The sequence below is a fragment of the Leptolyngbya sp. FACHB-36 genome, from assembly GCF_014695955.1.
Taxonomy (GTDB): domain Bacteria; phylum Cyanobacteriota; class Cyanobacteriia; order Leptolyngbyales; family Leptolyngbyaceae; genus FACHB-36.
Genome location: NZ_JACJPG010000655.1, coordinates 1 through 18,149, shown reverse-complemented (window position 1 = coordinate 18,149; position 18,149 = coordinate 1). Strand labels below are relative to the sequence as shown.

General features: G+C 53.9%; 12 protein-coding genes. 5 read left to right on the top strand and 7 right to left on the bottom strand.

The genetic code is table 11. The annotated features are described in order from the left end of the window. Positions 1 to 38 precede the first annotated feature (38 nt). Positions 39 to 1,583 (bottom strand): carbohydrate porin, encoded by a 1,545-nt coding sequence (locus H6F43_RS20275; RefSeq protein WP_199290485.1) that lies wholly within the window; start codon positions 1,581 to 1,583, stop codon positions 39 to 41. A gap of 276 nt (positions 1,584 to 1,859) precedes the next feature. Between H6F43_RS20275 and H6F43_RS20270 the strand changes: the two genes are divergently transcribed. Next, complete coding sequence (locus H6F43_RS20270; protein ID WP_190344854.1) at positions 1,860 to 2,579, top strand: hypothetical protein; 720 nt, start codon at positions 1,860 to 1,862, stop codon at positions 2,577 to 2,579. Between the two features lie 267 nt (positions 2,580 to 2,846). Here H6F43_RS20270 and H6F43_RS20265 read toward each other — a convergent pair whose 3' ends face one another. From H6F43_RS20265 to H6F43_RS20250, 4 genes are all read right to left on the bottom strand, one after another. Then, entirely contained in the window at positions 2,847 to 3,557 is a 711-nt protein-coding gene (locus H6F43_RS20265) for a hypothetical protein (RefSeq protein ID WP_190344853.1), read from the bottom strand. A gap of 582 nt (positions 3,558 to 4,139) precedes the next feature. Then, on the bottom strand, positions 4,140 to 6,287 hold the full coding sequence (locus H6F43_RS20260; protein WP_190344851.1) for a response regulator: 2,148 nt from the start codon (positions 6,285 to 6,287) through the stop codon (positions 4,140 to 4,142). A 74-nt stretch (positions 6,288 to 6,361) separates the two neighbouring features. After that, on the bottom strand, positions 6,362 to 6,820 hold the full coding sequence (locus tag H6F43_RS20255; protein WP_190344858.1) for a response regulator: 459 nt from the start codon (positions 6,818 to 6,820) through the stop codon (positions 6,362 to 6,364). An 82-nt stretch (positions 6,821 to 6,902) separates the two neighbouring features. Continuing rightward, positions 6,903 to 12,839: a PAS domain S-box protein gene (locus tag H6F43_RS20250; protein ID WP_242025803.1), complete on the bottom strand. Its 5,937-nt coding sequence runs from the start codon at positions 12,837 to 12,839 to the stop codon at positions 6,903 to 6,905. A 220-nt stretch (positions 12,840 to 13,059) separates the two neighbouring features. Between H6F43_RS20250 and H6F43_RS23275 the strand changes: the two genes are divergently transcribed. Then, a complete protein-coding gene (locus H6F43_RS23275) occupies positions 13,060 to 13,437 on the top strand; it encodes a response regulator (RefSeq protein ID WP_347272447.1) in 378 nt (125 codons plus the stop codon). A 71-nt stretch (positions 13,438 to 13,508) separates the two neighbouring features. Here the strand turns inward: H6F43_RS23275 and H6F43_RS20240 are convergent, their stop codons facing one another. Continuing rightward, the gene (locus tag H6F43_RS20240) at positions 13,509 to 14,198 is read right to left on the bottom strand and encodes an urease accessory protein UreF (protein WP_190344845.1); all 690 of its coding nucleotides are present in this window, start codon (positions 14,196 to 14,198) and stop codon (positions 13,509 to 13,511) included. 189 nt (positions 14,199 to 14,387) lie between these two features. Continuing rightward, entirely contained in the window at positions 14,388 to 14,825 is a 438-nt protein-coding gene (gene ureE, locus H6F43_RS20235; RefSeq protein ID WP_190344843.1) for an urease accessory protein UreE, read from the bottom strand. Positions 14,826 to 15,099: 274 nt separating this feature from the next. Between ureE and H6F43_RS20230 the strand changes: the two genes are divergently transcribed. The 3 genes from H6F43_RS20230 to ppk1 form a co-directional block, all read left to right on the top strand. Then, entirely contained in the window at positions 15,100 to 15,660 is a 561-nt protein-coding gene (locus tag H6F43_RS20230; RefSeq protein ID WP_190344841.1) for a helix-turn-helix transcriptional regulator, read from the top strand. Between the two features lie 487 nt (positions 15,661 to 16,147). Beyond that, entirely contained in the window at positions 16,148 to 16,354 is a 207-nt protein-coding gene (locus H6F43_RS20225; protein ID WP_190344839.1) for a hypothetical protein, read from the top strand. Between the two features lie 41 nt (positions 16,355 to 16,395). Next, positions 16,396 to 18,149 (top strand): polyphosphate kinase 1 (ppk1, locus tag H6F43_RS20220; protein ID WP_190344837.1); only part of this gene is annotated, 1,754 nt, incomplete at its 3' end.

The window sequence follows — 18,149 nt, the reverse complement described above, 5'->3', positions numbered from 1 at the left end:
ACATCCACGTAGCGTGTACAATCCCTGTCTGTTTCTGTTTACTGAATCACTCGGCTGAGTGGAGTGACCTCAAATTCCGTTCGGACTCTAAATCCTGCGATCGTCTCCGAAAAATCATTGCGCTGCTGCACCATCAAGCCCAAGCGTAGGTTAGGCAGCACCCGAAAATCGTAAAACAGTTCCAGCACGTCGGGCACCTTATCGTCCGATCGCCGCCGCAGGTTATCGTTCGACAAGCCGCGACCGTACGCAATCCCCAATCGATCGGAGGGCGAAAACACATCTAAGAAGTTCACACCTGCGCTGTAAGTGTCACCGCCCCGATTCAGGTCCAGGTTGTCGTAGTGCCCATAGCGCCCAAAAATACCCATCTTCAGATTGGGGATAAATAGTTCCGCGTTGATGCCGTAAGATTCTTCCCGGTCGTCCCGCAGCGGACCCGTACGATCGCCCCGAGGAATCTGAAAAATTTCACGGAACCCATCGCGCGATCCAGCATCACGATCGCTGACATAAGTGCCGCGCACAATCAAGTTGCCGTAGCGGATGCCCAACTCGCCCGCAAACCCATCCAAAGCAAAACTGCTGACGCTGCGTGATGACGAGAACACCGCCACCTTTGCCTCAATGTTGTCCGTCACTGCCCAGTTCACCAGCGCAGCAGGTCGGGACGCAATTCCCGTAGCGCTAAGCGCCGGGTTCGTTTGAAACACCGGATTGAAGAAGTGCGTAGCGGCGTCTTTAGCAAAACTGTTGCGATCGAAATACGAGGTCAAATCCAACTGACCCACCACCAGCCGCAGATTGGGCAAATCGGCGATCGAGGTGGCTAAGTACAGCTCCGTTACATTCAGTCCCTGCTCTCGCGAATCTGCGAAGGCGTTACCATCGGTGAGATCAATCACTGCACCAAACAGCAGTCGCGGCGTCAGGGGATACACCGCCGTCAGTCGTGCCCGCGCCGATGACTCATCGCCCTGATAGAGATACACGCCTTGAACCGTCAAGGATGCTGCATTTAGCGGTCGATTCGGGGTGATTCGTCCTGCCGCAGGCGCAGATTCCAGCGGCTGAGTATTAATTGTCCCGCCGCTGGGCGGCGTTGCTGGCAGCGGCGTTGCTGGCTCAACTGACGGCAGAGGTGTCACACCTGATTGTGCTACTGGCGAGGACTGGTAGCAGCTTGCAACGCAGGGGCGCGATCGCGCTGGACCCAGTAGGGGTAGCGTCGCATCGGAATTTGTTCCAACTGTCACGAGGACAGGGGCAGTCTGGGTCGGCTGCGCTGTTTTTGCCGCAACAGGCGGTGCCGAAGGAGACAGCGGCGTGAACTTGGGGGCAGACGGCTGCGCTGGCTGGACTGGTCGTGCTACCGATCGACCGGTCATCTGCTGGATTAACGCATCTTCACCACCGGCGACTGATTGAGCGCTGCCCTGCGATCGTGCAGGTGGCGTGGAGCGGGAAGCAGCGGCGATCGATGCATCAACGCGCTCCTGAGCCATCGGCTGAGCGGTCGGAGAGGGCAGTGCCGGATTCGCCAGCGCGCCTTTCGCTAGCACCACGCTAGATACACCCAGCACGCAAGCATGCCACAATCTAACCGATGATGCAGACTGGACTTCAGACATAAATTAAACCGCCCGTTCAATACTAGACCGCCTGTTCAATTCCGAATTGCTTTACATTTCACTCGATTGAGTGGAATTTGACAACAACTTCTGTGGAAGTGCGCTAACTTCAGGAAAAATTCCAGTTGAACTCAGTAGGTTTGGAAAGAGGTAATTAGCCCAGGACCACTTACCAATCTCAGCTACCCAAATCATCACTAGAAACTGCTGTATCACTAGCTCCCTACTATGTCTCTACTGTCTTCTATCCTCTGCTCCGCTAAACTAGCCCACTGGCTACGTCGAGTCATCAGTGGAGCGCTGCTGCTGACGCTGTGGAGCTGTACCACTGCACAATCGCCGGATTTAGAACTAACGATGCAGGTCGCGTCTGCTGAGCGTCCGGGCGTTTACCAAGTCTCCGGCAGCACAAACCTTCCCGATCGCACCCAGATTACCGTCCAGGGAATTCGCTATTTAACGTCTGCGGCTCAGTCTAGCTCTACCAGCGAACCCCCGAACTACTCGATCTTGGCGCGCCAGGTCGCCGAAGTTCAGAACGGACGCTGGCAAACGACGCTCAGCCTGTGGCAGGTTGCACCAGATGGGCGCTATCAAGAGGCATGGCAGCAATCGCAGCCGCAAACCGAGTCGCGCCTGCAGCCCAGCCCAACCGTGACCTTCCTTGCAGTCACTGATCCCTCGAATCGATCGCAGCGGCTGAAACAGCCGCTAGACGATCGAGGTAAAAATTTGGCGGGAGAGGGCGTTCGCTTCACGACGGATGGGCAGTGGTACGCGCAAGCCAGTCAAACAATTTCGGCGAGCCTGCCAACTGGAACGACGGCTCCTCCTGCGTTGGAGAAGGTTAGCGATCGTCGAGTAGACCCGGCTGAACCTGTGTCACCACTCAATCCAGACCTCAGACAAACGACAGTTCCACTGTCTGTAGATGCCTATTTCCGCTAGGATACGTTCGCATCGAGATCATTAATTTAGATCGATTCAGGGTGCATTGCACCCTGAATCCAACTCAGCTAGGATGCTGAAACTGATAAGGGTAATGCGTTCTCAGTATTTTTCAAGAGAGTAGTGCTGTTCACCTAGCTAAGGACGCTGGATTCAATAAGGTGCAAGTTTTGTGGGGTGGCATTTTACCTGTCCCAGACAGCCGCGGCGACTATCTCACGTTATTTAATCCACGGTCCCTACGTGCACCCAGATGCGGCAAATGATCTACGAGGCTAACTTTCGCATACCGATGCTCGATGACGCATTCGGCTCAACGTACTTAGGCTTGGCGGTAGATACCGCAGAGCCGTGCTGGCTAGGTTCCAGAGAACTCTGAAGCAGTTCCATGTGGGACAGAACCTGCTGAAGCTGCTCTTGCAGCTCCCGCAAGCTGGGGGACGGCTCTGACGGCTCAATCCACACCTGCGGAGCAGATTTCTCAGAATCGCCAGCATGGGTAAAGCTTAAAAAGGCTTGAGCGGCTGGCAATGGGGCAATGGCGTGAGTGGTGGTGTAGCCGGATGGCAATCCTTTAACCTGAACTTCCTCGGTTGCAAAAACAATCGGCTGTGCGATCGAATGCTCCGGATGGGTTGCTGAAACAGGTGAGTGGTGAATGGACGGCTCTGATTTAGCGGGGCTATCTTGTAGAAACCCATCGAGTCCAGATGCTGCCAGCGAGGAATGGGACAAGAGCACTTCTTCAAGTTGAGATTCTTTGGTTTGCAGTTGCTGCTGCACGCCAGAGAGGGTTTGCTCGATATGTTGAGACCGACGTGAGGAGTGGCGCCATCCAGCGATCGCGACGCCAGCAGCTCCCGCTCCTAAGCTGAAAAACGTTGCTAAGCCCAGGTAAGGAGCCGCAATGTCTTTCAATCTTCCATCAAACACAGATTCTTCTTTTAGCTGGACATTAACAGGTTCGGAACCAAACATAGCCAGGGGCAACGTTAACGCGGAGAAGATGGTTCCAGCAAGCAGAGTTGCTGGCAGCACCATAGACGTCAACGCGGATACAGAAGATGGGGACTTTCTCAGTGTGGATGCTGTCATGATCGACTGCTCATTGTAAAAACTTCTACAGAAAACCCTGAAGAGCTGCTAGAGCGTAGCCTCGATGCGCTTCTTGACTACCTGCGTCTAACGTAATCCGGATAATCAAATTTTTAGGTGTACAGATTGTGAAGAAGCATTTTCAAGCGTGAAGATAATATGAAGATTTAGGTATTTCTATCGATGCGACAAACGATACAAACTGAAAACAAAATTTGTGCATCCGATATTTTGCTGAAAGAAACTAAGATCTTTGGCTTTTTTCACGGCTAAATAAACAGTGTAACAACACCGTTAGAAGTTTTATGTCTAGTCATCCGTGTGAACACTGATTACCCAGTAATTTTTGGCATGGCGCAGCCAAGCACACGTGGAGAAGGTGTTACGCAAACCCGGAGAAGCAGAGGAGTCAATTGATACCAAGCTTTGCGGAGATATTAAGCGTGCTTCAGCTAAAATTTGAAATTACGATACGCGATGCTTCCGGGCATCCACGATCGATTCAATCAGGCGCACTGGGTCAACAGGTTTCGTAAGATGGCTGTAAAAGCCAGCCTTGAGTACACGATCGCGGTCCTCAGAGCGCGCGTAAGCTGTGAGCGCAATAGCAGGAATGGCTTTTCCATGCGGCTCCAGCGATCGCAGGCGAGCAAGCAAGCTATAACCGTCTTCCTCCGGCATACCAATATCGCTGACTAAAATGTCTGGAGGAAGCGTTTGGAGCGCAGTCATCGCCTCCTTCACGCAGGTTGCAACGGCTACCTGTGCCCCCGATTGCTCTAGTAGCAGCGAAATGAAATCGAGAGTATCTGGTTCATCATCAACCACAAGAACGCGTATGCCCGCGAGGGGGGAGGCGTGCGACGCTAAAAGCGGAGAGCTAGAGAGACTATCAGGGGACGCGTTTACCGTCCGGAGCAGCGGTAGCCGGACGGTAAATGTCGCTCCGCGTCCCTCACCCTCGCTAGTGGCTTGGATCGCGCCGCCGTGTAGCTCCACGAGGTGCCGGACGATCGCCAGCCCCAAGCCCAATCCGCCGAACCTGCGCGTCGTGCCGCCATCTGCCTGACGAAAATAATCAAACACATGCGGTAAAAAATCGGGCGTAATCCCTTTGCCTGTGTCGGTGACAGCGATCTGAGCGTAGCGGGGACTTGAAGAGTGAGCGGTCAGGGATGAGTTTTCATTCAGTTCCCCGTGCCTGCATTCCCCGCGTCCTGTTTCCAGCGTCACGTGCACTTTCCCGCCCTCTGACGTAAATTTGACGGCGTTAGAGAGGAGGTTCCAGACAACCTGCTGCAAGCGACCAGCATCGCCAGAAACGAGAATCGGGGATGAAGAGGTAGCAGCCAGCGACGGAGAAAACGTAATCTGGATGGACTTCGCTTCCGCCGTAAGGTGTACCGTTTCTAAAGCGGCGTTGATGATGTTGACCAAGTCAACAGGACCAAAGTTTAAGGAAAGCTTACCGCGCAGAATCCGGGAAACATCTAAGAGATCTTCAATCAGTTGAGTTTGGATGTGGGCATTGCGCTCGATCGTCTCCAACGCGCGAGCGGTCGTAATCGGGTCCTGAGGGCGCGATCGCAGCAGCTTCGCCCAGCCCAGAATCGGATTCATCGGCGTGCGAAGCTCGTGAGACAGCACCGCGAGAAATTCATCTTTGATCCGGTTTGCTTGCTCTAGCTGCTCGGTGCGCTGTTGTAGCGAGGCAATCAGCCGCGACTGCTCGATCGCGATCGCCATCTGGTCGCAAACGGCTTGCATTAAATCCGTTTCATCGCGAGTGAACTGCGTGCGGCAGCGGCTACCAAACGACAGCGTGCCAAACAAGCCCGACTGCGCCCGAAGCGGCTGACAGGAGTAAGTCCTGATGCCAAGCGATCGAATAACCTCCGTTTTAACATCGGTAGTTAGCTGAACATTTGGGCAAATCATCTGCTTGCCCTGCTGCGCTACGGTGCCGCATACGGCTTGTCCAAAGTCGAGCGATTCGATGTCGTGGGCAACCTGCTCAGAAATGCCTGCGTATGCCGCGAGCCGAAGCTTTTGCTGGTCATAGTCCACTAGATAGTGAAAGTACACATCCAGCTCCAGCGGCTCCTGTAGCTTGCGAAACACGTTGGCGATCAGCTCCAGCGGTTGCTGAGTCAGCACATCGCGCGTGGTGTCGTAGAGCAGCCGCAGTCGCTCTGTGTGTTCGCGCACAGCGTGCTCTGCTAGCTTGCGATCGTGCTGCTCCTGCGCTTCTCGCAGCGCCCGCCGCACCGATGAAACCAACCGCCCCAATCCTTGCTTCAGGACATAATCGGTTGCGCCACGCTTGAGGGTTTCGATCGCCAACTCCTCTCCCAGCGTTGCCGTTACAAAAATAAACGGCATGTCTGGGCACTGCTCTCGCGCAATTTCCAGGGCAGAAATGCCATCAAACGCAGGCAGCGAGTAGTCAGACAGAATCAAATCAAAGTGGTCAGTAGCGATCGCCTTGAGATACTCATCACGGGTCTGCACCCGCACCAGTTCACATGCCAATCCGCCCTCGTCCAGCACTGCTTGAATCAGTTCTTTGTCGAGCAGACTGTCTTCTAGTAGCAGGAACCGTAGAGCTGTCATTGGCAATTACCTGTTGAATTAGGGAATTCGGAAATTAAGAATTATGAGTTTGAACTCGTAATTTCCGTCATCCTTCACCCTCTAGCCGAGGGCACTGATCCGGGCGGCGGCTGATTCACAACAGCCCAAAACAGCCCTACTTGCTTGATCACATCCACGAATTCCAAGAAGTCGATCGGCTTGACGACATAGGCATTCGCGCCTAATTCGTAGCAGCGGATCAGGTCGGGTTCTTCGCGGGAAGAGGTTAGCACCACCACCGGAACTAATCGCAAGTTTGGGTCTGCTTTTAGCTGTGTCAGCACCTCCATTCCATCCACTTTAGGCAGTTTCAGATCCAACATGATGACAACCGGATTGCCGCCCGTGCGGAGGCGAAACATTCCGCGCCCGTAGAGATAATTTAGTGCCTCCTCACCATCGCGCACGACGATCACTTCATTCGCCAAGTGATTCTCTGCTAGAGAGTTTAGAATTAGCTCTACATCGTTGCTGCTGTCTTCGACTAGTAGCATTCGCTTCAATTCAGTCATCGATTCCCAATCCGTCTCAACTCCAACACCCTCACTCGGTTTATCTGTAACGTATCGCGTTTGCGTAGTTAACTCATCCGCATTAAACGTCGCCTCCATCGATAGAGGCTCCGATAACGTCCTCTCCACGGGTAGAGGTTCCAACTCTGCCGGATTTCCCTTCGGGCTGTTTTGGCAAGGAAAAATAAAGGGTAGCGCCGCGATCGACTTCACCCTCTGCCCAAACCCGGCCCCCGTGCCGCTGAACAATTCGCTGCACGTTTGCCAACCCAATTCCAGTCCCCTCAAACTGATCTGCCGTATGAAGTCGCTGAAAAACTCCAAACAGCTTATGCACGTAGCGCATATCAAAGCCAATACCGTTGTCTCGTACAAAGAATACATCTTCGCTGGGGTGATTGATGCTGCCAATTTCAATGTCGGCTTGTGTCCGCAGGCGCGTGTACTTCAGTGCGTTTTCGACGAGATTACGGAGTACGAGCTTGAGCATGGACGGATCACCTTGGACCGTTGGTAAGGGCACAAGTGTCCAGTGAATGATGCGTCCGGTTGTTTCGGGTTCGAGTTCGCGAATGACTTCCCGCACGAGTTGCGCCATATTAAACGTGATGGACCGCATTTCGGTGCGTCCCATGCGAGAAAAGGTCAGCAGGTCGTCGATGAGAATACCTGCTTGGCGAGTCGTATCAGAGATGATCGTAAGATAGCGCAAACTCGTTTCATCTAGGGTCGTCGTTCCGAGCTGCTTTCGGAGGAGATCGGCGAAGCCAGCGATGTGTCTGAGCGGTGCCCGCAAATCGTGAGAGACCGAGTAGGAAAACGACTCCAGCTCTTTGTTTGCTGCTTCGAGTTCGGCGGTGCGCTGTCGAACGCGATCCTCCAAGCTTTCATTAAGTTGACGAATATTCACCTCGATCGCCTTGCGATCGGTGACATCGTGAGCCACCGCATAGATGCGCTGTTCTTCCACCACAGATACCGCGTACCAATCGAGCCAGCGGTACGAACCATTTTTGCAGCGGTAGCGGTTCTCGAAGCCAATCACCGCATCACCGCTTAATAGTCGTTGCATTTCGCGCTGGGTGACTTCTCGATCGTCCGGATGCAGCCATTCTCTAAAGGGCTGCGCTTTGATTTCCTCGATCGAACAGCCCAAAATGCGTTCCCAAGCAGGATTTAGCTGCTCGAAATAGCCGTCGAAGTTGACGATTACCATCATGTCCAGCGACAGATTGAAGAAGCGATCGCGCTCTGCCTCTGCCCGCTTGCGATCGGTGATATCCAGGATGAAGGCGATCGATCGATCCCGCTTTTCACCATGCAGAATGTAACCAATCAGTACCCAGACTCGTGTACCGTCTTTGCGGATGTACTCCTTTTCGTAGGGTGTACACAAGCCGCGTTCGGTCGCCTCGGCGATTCGTTCAGCGTCGATCGGCAGATGCTCTGGCGGCGTAATGGCATCCCAGCGGATACTGCCTGCGTCTAGATCCGCTCGCGTGTAGCCGATGATCCGGAGCAGCGCATCGTTGGCAAAGTGAATGCCGCCGTAAATATCGCCGTAGAGAATCCCGACTAGATTGGATTCGACAAACAATCGCAGTTTCGCTTCGCTTTCGGCAAGTGCCGCTTCGGCTTGCTTGGTTTGGTGAATATCCACCGACGCACCCACAACGCGGATTGGGCTACCGGATTCGTCAGTGATGACGTTTGCCCGCACCAGCAACCAGCGGTACTCCGGCGTCTCGGTGTTGAACCAAGCGCGATGCTGAATCTCAAAGGCGCTGCGATCGTGAATTGCTCGATCAAATGCCGCATGAACGAAGGCGCGCTCGTCCGGATGCACCTGTTTCAGCATGTCAGCATACGACATCACCAGCGGCTCTGTTGCGCTAAAGGTGTTGGAGAACGTCAGGACATCGGTAGCGAGGTCGCGCTCCCACAGGTAGGTGCTCGTAGTTTCCAGTGCCAGATTCAGCCGCGACTGAGCCTGCCGCAGCGTCGCCTCTGTGCGCTTGAGGTCGTCAATGTCGGCAGCCGCACTAATCCACTTCTGAACGCGACCCGTTTCGTCTTTAATTGGAACGCCCTTCGCCAAGATCCAGTGGTACAAGCCATCGGTTTTACGCACCCGCATTTCAAGCGTGTAGGGCGTTCCGGCTTCGTTGCTGCGCTGCCACGTCTCCGCCACGTGGGGCAGGTCATCCGGGTGAGTCACTATGCCCCAATTCTCGAAGGAAAGTCGATCGGGCGCAATGCCCGAATAGTCGCACCAAGCTTGGTTCGCGTACTCTAAGCTACCGTCGAGGTTGACGGTCCAGACAAATTGGGGCATGGCTTCGGTCAGAGTCCGGTAGCGCGACTCGCTCTCGCGCAGCGCGGCTTCGGCTTGCTTGCGATCGTGCACGTCGTTTAGTGTCCCAACCCATTCGCGCACCGTGCCATCGGCGTTAAATATCGGCACGCCTCGCGCCTCAAAGTATCGGTAGGACTGGCTCAGCGCGTGCCAGAGGCGTCCGTCGATTTGGTACATGCGGGGATGATTTCGCACGTCCACCCACGCGGCGACAATGCGATCGCGATCGTCGGGATGCAGCGCCTCTGCCCAGCCAAAGCCGCGATAGTCTTCCCAAGTCTGCCCGGTGTAGGTCTGCCAGGTTGGCTGCGGCACCACAAATGCACCGTCCGCATCCACAGACCACACGACTGAGGTTGTTGCCGAGATCAGCGATCGATAGCGCTCTTCACTCTGCTGGAGTGCATCCTCTGCCAACTTCTGCTCAGTAACATCGCGGATGAGGGCAACATAGCCTTCCACCTGCCCCTGCTGATTGAACCGAGGAATCATAGACGCATTAATGTAGCGCGTGCCGCCATTGCGGTAAGGAACCTCACGTTCGTAAGTGACTTCTTGCCCTGACAGCACTGCCTCAATGTCTGGACGAATGACGTCATACGCGCTGTCACCCACCACCTCCCGGACATGCTTACCATAAATTTCGCTAGCCGGATGTCCAAACCAGTCCTCGTAGGCTTTGTTATTGAAGCGATAGCGTTCTTCAGAATCAACGTAGGAAATCAGGACAGGAACCGTATTCGTGATGATGCGAAGTTCATCCTCCCGCTGCTGCAGCATGACTTCGACGCGTTTGTGGTCCTCAATGTCGGTTGAGGTGCCGTACCAGCGAAGCAAGCGTCCCTGATCGTCATTGACGGGAACGCTGCGGCTGAGGAACCAGCGGTAGTCGCCGTGGGGCGGGCGGGCGCGGAACTCGACCTGAAACTCAGTTTTATCTGCGAATGCAGTTGCCCACCGCTCCCACATCAGGAGCATATCGTCGGGGTGAATGACTCGACCCATCGCCTCAGGGTCGCGGGTCTGCTCCAGCGTCAGCCCGCTGTATTCTAGCCAGCGCCGATTGGTGTAAGTGACCGTTCCATTGGCATCGGTTTCCCACACAAACTGGGGCATGGAGTCGGCAAGCTGTCGCAGTTTAGCTTCGCTCTCGCGCAGCGCGGCTTCGGCTTCCTTGATTTCGGTGATGTCTGAGCTGCTGCCAACGAAGCCAAGGAATTCGCCCACTGAATTGAATCGCGGCACCCCACAGGACTCCAGCCAGCAATACTCTCCGTCTGCTCGTAGTGCCCGCATCTGTGCCCGGAAGGGTTTGCGCTCTCTGACGCAGTCTAAGTAGGTCGAGAGATAGGCATCTTTATCATCGGGATGCAGACTTGGAGCCCAGTTGAATGACTGCACGTCCTCTAGTCGCTTGCCGAAGAACTCCAAATACGCCCGATTGACAAACTCGCAGCCGCCATCAGCCCCGTTAATCCAGATCAGCACCGGAGCCGAGTCGCTGAGGTCACGGAATCGCTCTTCGCTTTCCCGTAGGGCAACTTCGGTGCGTTTGCGATCGGTCACGTCCAGCGTCAGACCCGACAGCCGAACCGGATACCCTTTTGAGTCGCAGAGGATTTGCCCGATCGCGGTTAGCCAGCGAATGCCGCGCTCCGGATGCTGCACGCGAAACTCAATGTCGATTCCGGTCTGCTGCTCGATCGCCGCGCGAATGTGACGATCGACCGTGGCGCGGTCTGGCTCAAACAGCTGCTCCAGCCAGCGATCGTAGCTGATTACGGTACCGCGCTCAAATCCGTGCAGGTCGCTGTATTCATCAGAGAGGACAGTCAGGACAACGTGGTTCGCAGCTAAATCCCAGCTCCACGAAGCGGCGTTAGCGGCATGAAGCGCAAACTTCAGTTGCTCATCGCGATCGCGCAGCGCCAGCTCAGCCGTTTTGCGATCGGTCACGTTGCGGAAGTACAGCGACAAGCCCACCTCAGACGGATAGGCTCGCACAGAAAACCACGACTCGAAGGGTGCGTAATAGCTCTCCAACTCTTGCGTGACGCCTTCGGCAACTGCCCGCTGGTAAAGCTGACCAAAGTTCGTTTCTGCCAGCTCTGGGAACTCATCCCATATATTCTTGCCAATCAGATCCGCCACCGGACGCCCTAGCGTTCGAGCGCCCTCATCGTTCAGGTAGGTAAAATTCCAGTGACGATCGAAGGCAATGAAGCCGTCGGTGATGCTGGCGAGAATTCCCGCAATTTGATTTTTAACCGTTTCGGCTTCAATCCGGGCAGCTTGCTCCCGCTCCAGCAGTTGCTCCCGCTCTTGCTTCGCTTGCTTCGACTCGGTGATGTCTTGCGCCACGCCGCTGATCAATTGCATCTCCCCCCTTGCCAGCACCGGAAAGCCGCGATCGTGCACCCAGCAAATGCTGCCGTCTGGGCGCAGGACGCGATATTCCTCGTCATAGGTGCTGCCGTTCAGAGTTTGACGCAGCGACCGCGCCACCCGTCCGCGATCGTCCGGATGAATGGCCCCTAGCCAACCCCGGTAGTTGATTTCAGCATCGCTGAGCGATCGTCCCCAAAGTCTCTCGTAGGCTGGACTGGCATAGATTAACCGCTCTGCCTGCGGATCAGACATCCAAAACACGTCTCCGATCGTGCTGACCATCAGCCGGAACCGCTCTTCACTCTCGCGCAGTTCTACCTCTGCTTGGTGCCGACTGTGTTCTAGCCGCTGGCGCTTCAGCGCGTTGCGGTTCAGCAAGCGCGCGCCCTGCCAAGTTACCCCCGTAAAGCTAACCGTGAGCAGCAGCACTAAAAGCGACATGCCAAACTGCGGATCGTAATAGTTAAACTGATAGCCTCGGACAAGCAGCCCGCCCAGCAGCAACGGCAGCACGATCGCCGCTAGCAACAGCCGCCGCGCAACGTAGCCACCCTCTAAGCCACTGGTCAATGGCTGCATCAGTCCTTGGTGGGGGTGCAAAAAGAGCAATCCCACACTCAGCACCGCAAACGTCAGCGCTGTATGAAGCGCCATTGCGGTTGTGTAGAGGCTCAAGTGATAAACGATTTTTGCGCCGTAGGCATAGCCAATGATGGCGTGCAGTGCCACAAACCCTGCCGCGAGTGCTAGCCCGTGTCCTGCCCAAACGCTGCGTTCGTGGCGGTGGCTTAGCAGCAGCAAGGCAGTTCCTGCCAGCACCAGATTCAGCGCTGCATTAAACCCCATACGCCCAGGACGAAGCGTATCAAGCAACTTCGGGTCCTCTTGAAACAGTAGCTGATCGATGCCCAACTCCCAACCGAACAGGTATTGCAGCAGAGTCAGGGCACCGATCAGAACGGGTAAAAGGGTCAGGAGCGTTCTAAAGGTTGAATTCTGAATGGGGTTCGTGGAGCGCTTGCCAAGAGAGTTGTTTGAATTTCCCCCAACCGCCGCTTCTTGGCACCACAGCGCAACACCTAACAGCAAAACTCCGATCGCGGTGTTTACTTTCATCGTGGCAGCGTCGCTGAGAAAGCCGCCCTTTAGAAGTTGGATATTCAGCGCCCAACCAAGTAGCACGATGCTACCCATCGCGATCGCAAATAGGCTGGCGAGACGCGGAATCAGCTGGAAGCCTGCGAACTCACGCGTTTCTGTCTGGCTTAGCTCCAACGGTTTCTACCTTTTATCGCAACGGCTAACTGACGTGACGGCAAAACTCTCTTTATCATCCGACGGGCAACGGGGCGTGAGTGATCTCTCTAAAGACGGATGTTTTCCACACATCGGTACGCTCTACCTAGCGAAAACAGATTTCTACCCGGAGCCAGACGTGAAAGACTGGCTAGCTAAGCATAATAAGCAACAATACTCATCCCCGTGGAAGTGCTCTGTGTGTCCCCCTCAAGGCTGTCGCATTTTAGTCGTTGATGATGTTGCCGACAACATCTTCCTCCTGCAAACCATCCTGGAATCAGAAGGATTTGCAGTCGATACCGCATTGAGTGGTCAATCGGCGCTGCGCCAGATTCAAACTGCGCCGCCAGATTTGGTGCTTCTGGACGTGATGATGCCTGATATGAACGGCTACGAAGTGACGCAGCATATTCGACAAACCCTTGATCTGTCTGGATTGCCAATCCTGTTGGTCACGGCGTTCGATGCAGAATGGAGAGGACAGGGCATCCGCTTTGGGGCGAACGATTTGATCTGCAAACCCATCGACTTTGACGACTTGTTGATGCGAGTGAATACGTATTTGGCGGCATAACTTTGGCTGCATAACCTTGGTGGCATAACTGATGCCTGAAGGTTAGAAACAGAGAGCCGCCGAACAGAATTTCAACTGCGAAATAGGCGGGAGTATTGGGTTTCGTGCGTCATGCTGGCGATCGCGAGTCCCCAGCCGCAGTTGCTTAGATCGTCGTCATCCAGAGCCAAAACTTCTTGTGCTACCGATTTGAGAACCGCGTGCAGATTTAGTAGCGTTTGCTGTCCGGCAGTCTGTCCTAGCGGAATGAGTTTGATCCCGGCGCCAACTAAGTTGGTTGCCCAACTGTGCAAATAGCCCAGCAGCGCCGATGACAGATCGATCTGCCAATACGCTGCCACCAGCCCAAACGCGATCGCAGCGTTGCAGCCGTTTTCTTGCCGCAGTGCCGCGACCAAGAGCGCATCTGCCCACTGCGGCTCTACGTCCTGAAATAATCGCAGCAGCGATCGTCCCATTTGCCAGCTTTGCAGCCGCAACTCTTCGGTTTCTCGGGCAGCAGATAGCCAGCGATTCCAGAACTGGAGTTGGGCGCGATCGTCCTTCTGAGTCGCCTCATAGCTGCGCACCATCACCGCTGCTTCTAGCCGAATGCCTCCATAGCGCAACTCTTGAGTTAGCCAATGCTCTAGTTGTGCAGCATTAACAAGCTTGCCGCTGTACACGAGCGCCTCTAATCCTTCGGAGTAGCTGTATGCACCGATCGGAAGCGCCGGACTTGCCAACTGAAGTAAGCGCAACAGCGCCAAAGAATTCAACATGAGTAATGGCAACAGAGAGAATTTACTGGCATGAGCTAATCGGTTAGTAGTAATTATTTACTAGAAGATACAGTCAGTAATGTGCTGCCTCGCTTCTTACAAACCAAGCATTCTTCAAGTAGTTCTAACGCACTGTACACAAATATCACAAACCGCTATTAGCTAACGGTCGATCGCAAGAATTAAGCGCTAATGGCTATGTCCATAGGCTCCCATTTCTGGCTGAAATGGCTGCATTTCTTCGGTGATTTGTAAGCCTCGATGCTGCAATAAATCGCGCAGTACTGGGTCAGGAGACAGCCGCAGATAGGCTGACGTAATTTCCAGGGGTACGTGGCGGTTGCCTAAATGGTAAGCGGCTTGCAGCAGCGCCAGCGGCGTTTCGGCCTGCACGGTAAGGACAGGTTCCGCTTTAGAAATAATCTGTACCCGCTGTCCATCGTCGGATTGAAGCACGTCACCGTTTTGAAGGACCGTGCCTCTGGGCAGCTGTAGGAATACGACCTGTCCATCTGGCATGTCAAAGCGATGGCGCGATCGCGTCCGCTCTTCTGCTGTCAGCGATAGCGTTTGCTGAATGGCCCCGCCTGCGTAAGCCGTTAATCGTTGAGTCAGGGTGACTGCCATGCGATCGAGAATTTAACTATTTGACCGAGCATTGTAGCAGTTTAGTTAGCCCTTTGTTGATTGTGTAAATCATCCATTGCCATCACCCAAACTCGGTAGAAACTTTAAAGCGATCGAAAACTATAGAGTCGTTCATGCGTGTTCTTCTTCATAAAACCACACTGTTCCCTTCCGGAACGGACGCCCGCGATCGCGGAGTTAACAACGTTAAATTTAGTCTAAAACGTCCCTGAAAACGCTACAGATTATTCATCTAGCCCCCTAATTAAAACCGATGAATACCTTGACTTCAACGTTGGAAAAACCGTCCCTGCTTCAAGCTGTGCTAGAGGGATTAATGGATGGAGTTCTTATTTTGACGGATCAAGGCGAATGGCTACATGCCAACGATTGCGCTCGTAAAATTTGCCGTCAGCTCTCCAGTGTGGCGGCACAATCAAACCGAATTCCTCAGGAAATTTGGCGAGCGTGTGAAGCGCTTATTAATAGCCTCAGCCTCTACGCTGATCAGGCAATCATCATCGAGAACGAAATCACGGCACAAGAGTCTGCTACCTATCGAGTTCGGGTGCAGTGGCTACAGCTAGAAGCTGCCCAGCGTCCTTGCATTCTGGTGACGCTCGAAGACCGGAGGCAGTCGCTTCACAATTTGGCGATCACGGAAGGACAGAAATATGGGCTGACTCCGCGTGAAGCCGATGTCTGGATGCGGTATCGCGCAAACTATACGTACAAACAAATTGCGTCCGAACTGTTCATCAGTCAAAACACGGTTAAGAAGCACATGAAAAATATCCACGCGAAGCGACAGATCGCGATCGACGCGGACGCATAACATTACAAACCACAACGTGATTATTAAGCGATCGCTGATGCTGAGCGATCGCTTAATCGTTTCAATCTCCACCGCTGATATGATCCAATATTCAGCAAATATTCAGCAAGCACTTGTTTAGGCTGACGGCATTCTTTTGCTAATTTAAGGGCGGCGATCGCCTGTTCACAACTGACACAAGGGAAATGGTCCCTTCAGTCTTGCCGCGCCCACTCTTCTACACTACCAAATGCAGAGGATGACCAAACGGCTCTCCGGTTAGGCTAGGGTCTACAAACGAGGGCGATCGCGCCGAACGGTTTTCGGCAGATTGGCATGACTTCTCGCTGATCGAGATTTTGTCTCAGCAGCCCTCCTCCCACACCATGAAGAAATGTATGCGCTCAACCTTAATGGGATTTGGGCACGTTTCTTAACCTGTTCTTGCCGTCCTCACTAATAGGATGGATGTACAGTTTTTGTTAATTAAGTAAGCTGAATACCTGCAATGAATAGTAATGATTTAGCTCACTACATTGAGCAGACCAACGGCATCTCTAAACCTTGGCTCTTAGCTCAACTGCGGTTGAAGAAATTGCAGGAGAGCCGCGAAGACTTGTCTCTGAATGAATATGCCGAGGAGTTAGCAGACATTCACCAAGCTGTGATGAATCTTGGTGAGTGGTGGATCGGCATTGAAGATGAGGTGTTTTAGCGGCTGGCTCGTTGCACCCTTTACCTTTCACTCCCTCACTCATGGCAAAACGCAAGAAGACTTCAACCGAAGAGGTTAATTTGACAAATTCGCAGACCTTCTTCAACCGAGAGCTAAGCTGGTTAGAGTTTAACAGTCGCGTGCTGCACGAGGCGATCGATCCCCGGACACCGCTGCTGGAACAGCTAAAGTTTCTCGCCATCTTTAGCTCCAATCTGGATGAGTATTTTATGGTGCGGGTGGCAGCACTAAAGCAGCAGGTAGAAGCGCAGGTCAGCAAGCGCTCAGCCGATGGACTGACAGCGCAGGAGCAGCTCGACAAAATTAGTCAGCGTCTCGGTCCGATGGTGAATCAGCAGCATCACCATTTTCAGAAGGTCGTGCGTCCTAAGTTAGTTGAACAGGGCGTGCACTTGCTCGACTACATTGACCTGATGCAAGAGCAACGCGCCTACCTAGAAACCTATTTTCAGGAGCAAATCTTTCCGGTGCTGACGCCGTTGGCGATCGACCCCGGACACCCGTTTCCCTACATTTCCAACCTCAGCCTGAACCTAGTGGTTGTGCTGCGGCATCCTGGCAGCAACGAAGATTTGTTTGCCAGAGTTAAGGTTCCAAGACTGCTGCCGCGATTTCTGATTCTGCCAGACGAGCTACGGTTGCCACAAAAGGACTTGCCGACGCTCTACATCGCGGTGCCACTGGAGCAGATCATTGCTCACAATTTGGCTGACCTGTTTCCAGGAATGGAGATCCAGGAGTACTATCCCTTCCGCGTCACTCGCGACAGCGATTTGGAATTGGAGGAGGATGAGGCAGACGATCTGTTACAGGCGATCGAGCAAGAACTCCGCAAACGACGATTCGGTGGCTCGGTTGTCCGCTTAGAAATTCACGCTTCCATGCCAGAAACCGTGCGGGAAACGCTGCGGCAAGAGATGGACCTCGATAAAGCAGATATTTATGAGAATGAGGGCATCCTCTGTCTGCGAGATCTGTTTGCGCTAGCGAATTTGCCGCTGTCTCACCTGAAAGATCCAGACTGGTCCTCAACGGTGCCGCCGCGGTTGAGACGAGTTGGGGAAGACGGTCCTGTGGAATCGGAAGAGGATCTCTTCGCCATTATTCGACGGCAAGATGTGATGGTGCATCATCCGTACCACTCCTTTTCCCGCACCGTACAGCGTTTTATCACGCAGGCGGCGCAAGATCCAGATGTGCTAGCGATTAAAATGACGCTGTACCGCACCTCAGGAGATTCGCCGATCGTCAACGCTCTGATTAATGCCGCCGAAAACGGCAAGCAGGTGGCAGCGCTAGTAGAGCTAAAAGCCCGCTTCGATGAAGAGAACAACATCAACTGGGCACGCAAGTTGGAGAATGTCGGCGTCCATGTGGTGTACGGGTTAGTAGGACTCAAGACTCACACAAAAGTCGTTCTGGTAGTGCGGCGTGAGGGCACACGGATTCGTCGCTACGTCCACATCGGCACGGGCAACTACAATCACAGAACCGCTCGAGTCTATACAGATATTGGGTTACTTAGCTGCCGCGACGAACTGGGAGCCGACCTAACCGATTTGTTTAATTACCTGACAGGCTACTCCCGGCAGCAGTCCTATAGCAAACTGCTTGTTGCTCCGGTCAGTTTGCGAAAGCGGATGCTAGAGCTGATTCAGCGCGAAGCCGAGCATGCTCGCAACGGCGGTAGCGGACGCATCGTAGCAAAGATGAACGCGCTGATTGATCCGCCGATCATCACTGCGCTATACGAAGCCTCGCAAGCCGGAGTCGA

Excerpts from the sequence above, each read along its gene's own strand:
- H6F43_RS20265 (WP_190344853.1), bottom strand. The coding sequence starts at position 3,557 with ATGTTTGGTTCCGAACCTGTTAATGTCCAGCTAAAAGAAGAATCTGTG.
- H6F43_RS20270 (WP_190344854.1), top strand. The coding sequence starts at position 1,860 with ATGTCTCTACTGTCTTCTATCCTCTGCTCCGCTAAACTAGCCCACTGG.
- H6F43_RS20230 (WP_190344841.1), top strand. The coding sequence starts at position 15,100 with ATGAATACCTTGACTTCAACGTTGGAAAAACCGTCCCTGCTTCAAGCT.
- H6F43_RS20255 (WP_190344858.1), bottom strand. The coding sequence starts at position 6,820 with ATGACTGAATTGAAGCGAATGCTACTAGTCGAAGACAGCAGCAACGAT.
- H6F43_RS20225 (WP_190344839.1), top strand. The coding sequence starts at position 16,148 with ATGAATAGTAATGATTTAGCTCACTACATTGAGCAGACCAACGGCATC.
- H6F43_RS20260 (WP_190344851.1), bottom strand. The coding sequence starts at position 6,287 with ATGACAGCTCTACGGTTCCTGCTACTAGAAGACAGTCTGCTCGACAAA.
- H6F43_RS20240 (WP_190344845.1), bottom strand. The coding sequence starts at position 14,198 with ATGTTGAATTCTTTGGCGCTGTTGCGCTTACTTCAGTTGGCAAGTCCG.
- ureE (WP_190344843.1), bottom strand. The coding sequence starts at position 14,825 with ATGGCAGTCACCCTGACTCAACGATTAACGGCTTACGCAGGCGGGGCC.